At 69.5% G+C, this 5686-nt stretch carries 6 protein-coding genes; 3 read left to right on the top strand and 3 right to left on the bottom strand.

The genetic code is table 11. The features are described from left to right. The first annotated feature begins 492 nt into the window (after window positions 1–492). Entirely contained in the window at window positions 493–2064 is a 1572-nt protein-coding gene (locus tag JHN63_RS46715) for an FAD-binding oxidoreductase (protein ID WP_200691215.1), read from the top strand. 22 nt (window positions 2065–2086) lie between these two features. On the opposite strand, the gene JHN63_RS46710 is transcribed toward JHN63_RS46715, so the two are convergent. From JHN63_RS46710 to JHN63_RS46700, 3 genes are all read right to left on the bottom strand, one after another. Then, window positions 2087–2794: a phosphatase PAP2 family protein gene (locus JHN63_RS46710; RefSeq protein WP_200691214.1), complete on the bottom strand. Its 708-nt coding sequence runs from the start codon at window positions 2792–2794 to the stop codon at window positions 2087–2089. Between the two features lie 166 nt (window positions 2795–2960). Next, a complete protein-coding gene (locus tag JHN63_RS46705; RefSeq protein ID WP_307782154.1) occupies window positions 2961–3905 on the bottom strand; it encodes a bifunctional lytic transglycosylase/C40 family peptidase in 945 nt (314 codons plus the stop codon). 183 nt (window positions 3906–4088) lie between these two features. Continuing rightward, window positions 4089–4874, bottom strand: coding sequence for a serine protease (locus JHN63_RS46700; protein WP_200691212.1), 786 nt, complete (start codon window positions 4872–4874; stop codon window positions 4089–4091). Between the two features lie 193 nt (window positions 4875–5067). On the opposite strand from JHN63_RS46700, the gene JHN63_RS46695 reads away from it, so the two are divergent. Together JHN63_RS46695 and JHN63_RS46690 are read left to right on the top strand one after the other, a co-directional pair. Further along, window positions 5068–5367, top strand: a complete 300-nt coding sequence (locus JHN63_RS46695; RefSeq protein WP_200691211.1) for a DUF397 domain-containing protein — start codon at window positions 5068–5070, stop codon at window positions 5365–5367. Continuing rightward, window positions 5360–5686 (top strand): VOC family protein (locus JHN63_RS46690; protein WP_200691210.1); only part of this gene is annotated, 327 nt, incomplete at its 3' end. The genes JHN63_RS46695 and JHN63_RS46690, both read left to right, overlap by 8 nt.

The following is a 5686-nucleotide window of genomic DNA, read 5'->3' as shown; positions in this document are numbered from 1 at the left end:
CCGTCCCCGGCCCCGCACCCACCGGCGCCGACACAGACCCCCACCACGATTCCCGCCACGAGGACCGCCCCGCCGGCCGGCCTCTGCTGCCGCTCCATAGCTCCCGTACCCCCGGTACGTCGTCACGGGCCCCCTGTCGTTGCGCTAACGAGCGGGCGGGTGACCCCGTCACGCGTGCCCGGGCACGGTCAAGGACATACGGCCGCCATACGAACCCTTTACGGAACCTCGGTAACGTTGTCGGAGTGGCGCAGCAGGACAGCCGAGAGGCTCCCCCCGTACATCCGGAACACCGCACGACGCTGACCGAGCAGGGGCCGTTCTGCTTCGGCCGGTGCGTCTGTGGCTGGCGCGGTCCGGCGAGACGGGCGAGAAGCCAGGCCAGGACGGATTCCGAGGGCCATCTCTCTGTTCCGAACCCGTGACATGAACGCGAGAACTTGTGGGGCGCCGGGCGTATCTCACTTCACGGAACCCCCACAGGAGGCGCAAATGGAACGGCGTTCGTTCATAAGTGGCGGCATGGCCGCGCTGGCCGCGGTCGCGACGACCGCGTGCAACGGCAAGAACACAGCCGGCGGTGACCCGACGGCCACGGCGACCAACGCCGCCTCCTCGACGGGCACGTCGGGGATGCGCACCACCACCGCCGCGGCGGCCGCCAACTGGGCCGCCCTGGCCCGGGAGCTGGACGGCACCCTGGTCCGCCCCGGTGACGCCTCCTGGAAGACGGCCCACCAGCTCTACAACACCCGCTTCGACTCCCTGAAGCCGGCCGCGGTGGCGTACGTCGCGAACCCCGACGACATCCGCTCGGTCCTCTCCTACGCCCGCGCCCACAACATCCGCGTCGCGATCCGCAACGGCGGCCACTCCTACGCGGGCTACTCCTCCGGCGACGGCCGCCTCATCGTCGACGTGTCGAAGCTGAACAGGATCCGGGCGAGCGGCACCTCCGCGGTCGTCGGCGCCGGCGCCAAGCTGATCGACGTGTACCGGGGCCTGGCCGCGAAGGGCGTGACCATCCCCGCGGGCTCCTGTCCGACGGTCGGCGTCTCCGGTCTCACCCTGGGCGGCGGCCACGGCGTGGTCTCCCGGGCGTACGGCCTGACCTGCGACAGCCTCACGCAGGCCACGCTGATCACCGCCGACGGCAGGCAACTGGTCGCCAACGCGAGCGAGAACAAGGACCTGTTCTGGGCGCTGCGCGGCGCGGGCAACGGCAACTTCGGCGTCGTCACCGAGCTTCAGTACCGGACGCACCCCGCGCCCCAGGCCGTATCGGGATATCTGACCTGGCCGTCGTCGATGGCGGCGGCCGTGGTGAAGGCCTGGCAGGAGTGGGGCCCGGACCAGCCCGACGAGATCTGGTCGTCCTGCCACCTCACGAACACCCCCGGCGGCACCCCGCGCGTCTCCGTGGCCGCGTTCTCCCTGGGCACCTACAACGAGCTGCAGAACGCGGTCGACAAGCTGGCCCACCTGGTCGGCGGCAACGCGTCGAGCGTCTCGCTGAAGCGGCACACCTACGAGGAGTCGATGGAGGCCTACGCGGGCTGCTCGTCGTTCTCCACGGACGCCCAGTGCCATCTGCCGGGTTCGACCCCGGGCCGCTCCCCGCAGGGCGCGCTGGCGCGGGAGACCTATGTGGGCCGCTCCGACTTCTTCGACCGCTCGATCTCGGCCGCGGGCATCCAGACGATGCTCAACCAGATGAGGGCGGTGCGCGGCAACTCGGGCGACATCGCGCTGACGGCCCTGGGCGGCGCGGTCAACCGCGTCTCCCCCACGGCGACGGCCTTCGTCCACCGCCGCTCCCGCATGCTGGCCCAGTACATCGTCTCCTGGCCCTCCGGGACGGCCGGCACGTCGGCCCAGTCCTGGCTGACGTCGTTCCACAACGCGATGAAGCCGTACGCCTCGGGCGCGGCCTACCAGAACTACACGGACCCGACGCTCACGAACTGGCGCAAGGCGTACTACGGCGACGCGTCAACGCGCCTGACCACTGTGAAGAAGCAGTACGACCCGAACCACTTCTTCAGCTACCCGCAGGGGCTGTAGGCATCGGTCTCCCGGCGGAGCCTCAGGCCGCGAGGTCTCTCTCCTCGGTCCCCGAAGCCTCCGTACGCGCCCCCGGAAGCACCGCGTCCCGCCCGACCCGGCGGGCGCCGGCGGACCGCACCAGCCACCCACCCCACGCGGAGCCCTCGACCGCCTTGAGCACCGGCGTGAGCAGAACCATCGCGAGCGGCGAGAGGAGAAGGGCGACGGCGGTCCCCAGCGCGAACCCGCCGATCACGTCGGTCGGATAGTGCACGCCCATGTACACCCGGCAGAAGCCCTCCAGCAGCGCGAGCCCGATCCCGACCAGCCCGAACCGCCGGTCCGCGACGAACAGCGCCACGCCCATCGCCATGGTGATCGTCGCGTGATCGCTGACGAAGGAGTAGTCGGTCTTCCCGGAGATCAGCACATCGAGCCCGCTGTGGTCGAGGAAGGGCCGGGGCCGCTCCACGAACCCGCGTATGGGCACGTTCACGAGGACAGCGAGCGACGCGGCGAGCGGTGCCCAGACCAGCCCCGCGACGGACGCGGCGGAATCCTCGTCCCCGCGGCGCCGCACGGACCACCAGCACCACACCACGAGCAGCACCATCGCGACGAGCAGCCCGTACTCACCGACGAACTCCACACCCCGGTCGAACCAGTGCGGCGCGTCCTTGGCGAGGCCATTGATGTCGTAGAGCAGATCGACGTCGGGATTCGACCCGGAGTCGGCGAGTACAGCCATGGTGCTGCGGCTCCTACGTCGTAGTTCCGGGCGCACCTCTCGTGCGCATTACTGAACAGGAACGCACGGTCCCGCTTAATACGTTCCACCCTCCACCGAATGATCACTCAGACGTTATCGAAGAGAGACTCATCGCCGCAGCTCAGGGGGTGGGTTCACACGCGGTTCACACCGTCGTGGGGAGTGCTTTCGCGCCATCTTCGGTGACTCGGGTGGCACCGAAGTAATCGGGGGTGTCAATGGGGTCGAACCGGATCACAGCACCCGTCCGGGGTGCGTCGATCATGTACCCGCCGCCGACATAAATCCCCACATGCCGGATGGCCCGGGAATTGGTCAGGTCGTCCGAGAAGAACACCAGATCTCCCGGCAGCAATTCGGCCCGCTGCGGATGCGGCCCCGCGTTGTACTGATCGTTCGCAACGCGCGGCAGCGTGATCCCCGCGGCCTCGAACGCGGCCTTGGTCAGCCCCGAGCAGTCGAAGCGCCCGCCCTGGTCCGCGGTGCCGTTCCCACCCCACAGATATGGGGTGCCGAGCTTCTGCTGGGCGTAGTTGATGGCGGTGGCGGCCTGCTCGGAGGGATCGACCCGGGTGACGGGAGCGGCGAAGCTCTGCGACAGTGTCGTGATCGTCTTCACGTAGTTCTTGGTCTCCGCGTACGGCGGCACGCCCCCGTACTTGATGACCGCGTACGCCCCCGCGTTGTACGAGGCGAGCATGTTGGCGGTCACGTTCCCCGGCACGTCCTTCACATACGAGGCGAGCTCGCAGTCGTAGGTCGCGGCCGACGGAATCGCGTCATTCGGATCCCATACGTTGCGTACGCCGTCGCCGTTGCCGTCGATCCCGTGCGTGGCCCAGGTCCCGGGGATGAACTGCGCTATCCCCTCGGCCTTCGCCGGGCTCTTCGCGTTCGGGTTGAACCCGCTCTCCTGGTAGAGCTGGGCGGCGAGCAGTGCGGGGTTGAGGGCGGGGCAGAGGTTGCCCCACTTCTGCACGAGCGCCGAATACGCCGCCGGCACCGAGCCCTTGGCGAGCGCGACGCTCCCGCCGCCGGCCCCGCCCGCGAGGTTCCCGGCGACGAGGTAGACCCCGACGACGAGCAGCATCACAAAGCTGAGCCCCAGCCCAACCGCGACCCCACCGGCCACCCATACTTTTCGCACGGCTCAACCCTCCCCCATGTCGGCCCTGTTCAAGGCCATTTCGGGGCAGGGTGGCGGCATTTCGCCGTGCTTCCGCCACATCTGACGCGTATTCAGCGCGTCCACCGCGCCGGATACGGCTCCTTATTACGGGTCAGTCGTGGCGTCCTTGTACAACTCGGCCGCCTCTTTGCCGAACACGACACTGTAGGAGATGTCGGGCGTCAGCCCGCCCTGCTCGTGTCCGCCGATGACCCCGACGACCTGCTGGTCGCCGTTGACCCAGGGGCTGCCGCTGGTGCCGCCGGTGAAGCCGGGGCAGTCGATGCGCTGCTGGGTGGCGCTGTGCTGGGTGGGCTTGTTGGTGCAGCTGATGGGCTGGTCGGTGGCGGAGGGGTACCCGGTGATCGTCACCGCCGTGGCCCCGGTCGCCATCCCGGTGGTGAACCGGTCGGCGCCGACCACGTCCTCGACGTTCTTACCTCCGACCTCGACGAGCGTGGCGAAGCCGATGTCACTGTCCTCGGCCTGCCCCTTGGACCACCCGTCCGGCAGGAACCGCCGCTCGACCTTCCATATCCCGTACGGCGCCCTGCCGTCCCGGTAGCCGGGCACGAACACGTCCCCGGGGTCGCCGTCCAGGCAGTGCGCCGCGCTGACGATGAGGTTGTGCCCCGCGCTGTGCACCACGGACGCGGTGCAGTGGTGACCGCCGGCGAGGCTGGTGGCGTGGGCCGCCCCGAACAGGGCACCCACCCGCAGGCTCTGTTTGCTCACCTGGGTCACGGTGGTCACCCCGAAGGGGCCCGGACCGTCGTCCGCGGTCGCCACGGACGCCGAGGTCAGCGCGAGCGTCACCACGGCGACGAACAGCGCGTACCTGCGGTTGCCCGCGAGGCGTGCGGAACGGGAGCTGCCTGAGCTGCGCTTCATCGGGCCTCACTCTGTCCCACGAAGGTGAGAAAGGACGTCGACGTTTGCTGAGATTTCCCTGTGAAGGGCGCGTTCGCGCTTCGGCCGACGTTGGTCCGGTGGTCACGGTCAGTCCACCGTACTGTCCGTCCGTCCCGCCCGCCTCTCCTGCGCCATACTCGACGTCTCCCCGGCACCCGACGAAGGAAACCCCGTGTCCGACATCCCCCCCGACCTCATCTGGGAACGAGCCGCCCCGCCGGACGCCACGGGCCCGGGCCCCTGGATCGAGCTCGCCTTCGGCGAGGGCGACGACGGCGAGGCCCCGGTCTACATCCGCGAGACCAGCGACCCGACGAACGTGGTCACCACCAACCGCCGCAAGTGGGACGCCTTCGTACTCGGCGTCCAGGCAGGCGAGTTCGACCACTTCGTGGAGGGTGTGGAGAACACCACGGACCCGGAAGGCCCGGAAGGGGACCCAACAGCCCCGGAAACCGGGCCACATGCATAGAAGCCGCGTCTACGCCCTCCTGATCGACACTCCGGGGCCGGAGGCCGCCGCCGCGGCGCGCTTCTGGTCCGCGGCGCTCGGCGCACCCGCCGAACCCGTGCCCACGGAGGAGCAGTTCACCACGCTCCACGAGGCAATCCCCGGACTGGTCACGGCGGTTCAGTCCATCGACGACACCAACCCCCGCTTCCACATCGACCTCGAGACCGACGACGTGGAGGCGGAGACCGCCCGTCTGCTCGCCCTCGGCGCGACCCAGGTGGACCGCTGGCTGGAGTGCCGGGTGCTGCGCGCCCCCGGCACTCCAGCCAGCGGTCCA

Origin of the sequence: Streptomyces sp. MBT65, assembly GCF_016612545.1 — a bacterium.
Lineage (GTDB): Bacteria > Actinomycetota > Actinomycetes > Streptomycetales > Streptomycetaceae > Streptomyces.
The sequence above is the reverse complement of the archived record's forward strand: the minus strand, read 5'-3'. Positions and strand labels throughout refer to the sequence as shown.

Coding starts and splice junctions, on each gene's coding strand:
- JHN63_RS46705 (WP_307782154.1), bottom strand. CDS start 3,905: ATGCTGCTCGTCGTCGGGGTCTACCTCGTCGCCGGGAACCTCGCGGGC.
- JHN63_RS46710 (WP_200691214.1), bottom strand. CDS start 2,794: ATGGCTGTACTCGCCGACTCCGGGTCGAATCCCGACGTCGATCTGCTC.
- JHN63_RS46715 (WP_200691215.1), top strand. CDS start 493: ATGGAACGGCGTTCGTTCATAAGTGGCGGCATGGCCGCGCTGGCCGCG.
- JHN63_RS46700 (WP_200691212.1), bottom strand. CDS start 4,874: ATGAAGCGCAGCTCAGGCAGCTCCCGTTCCGCACGCCTCGCGGGCAAC.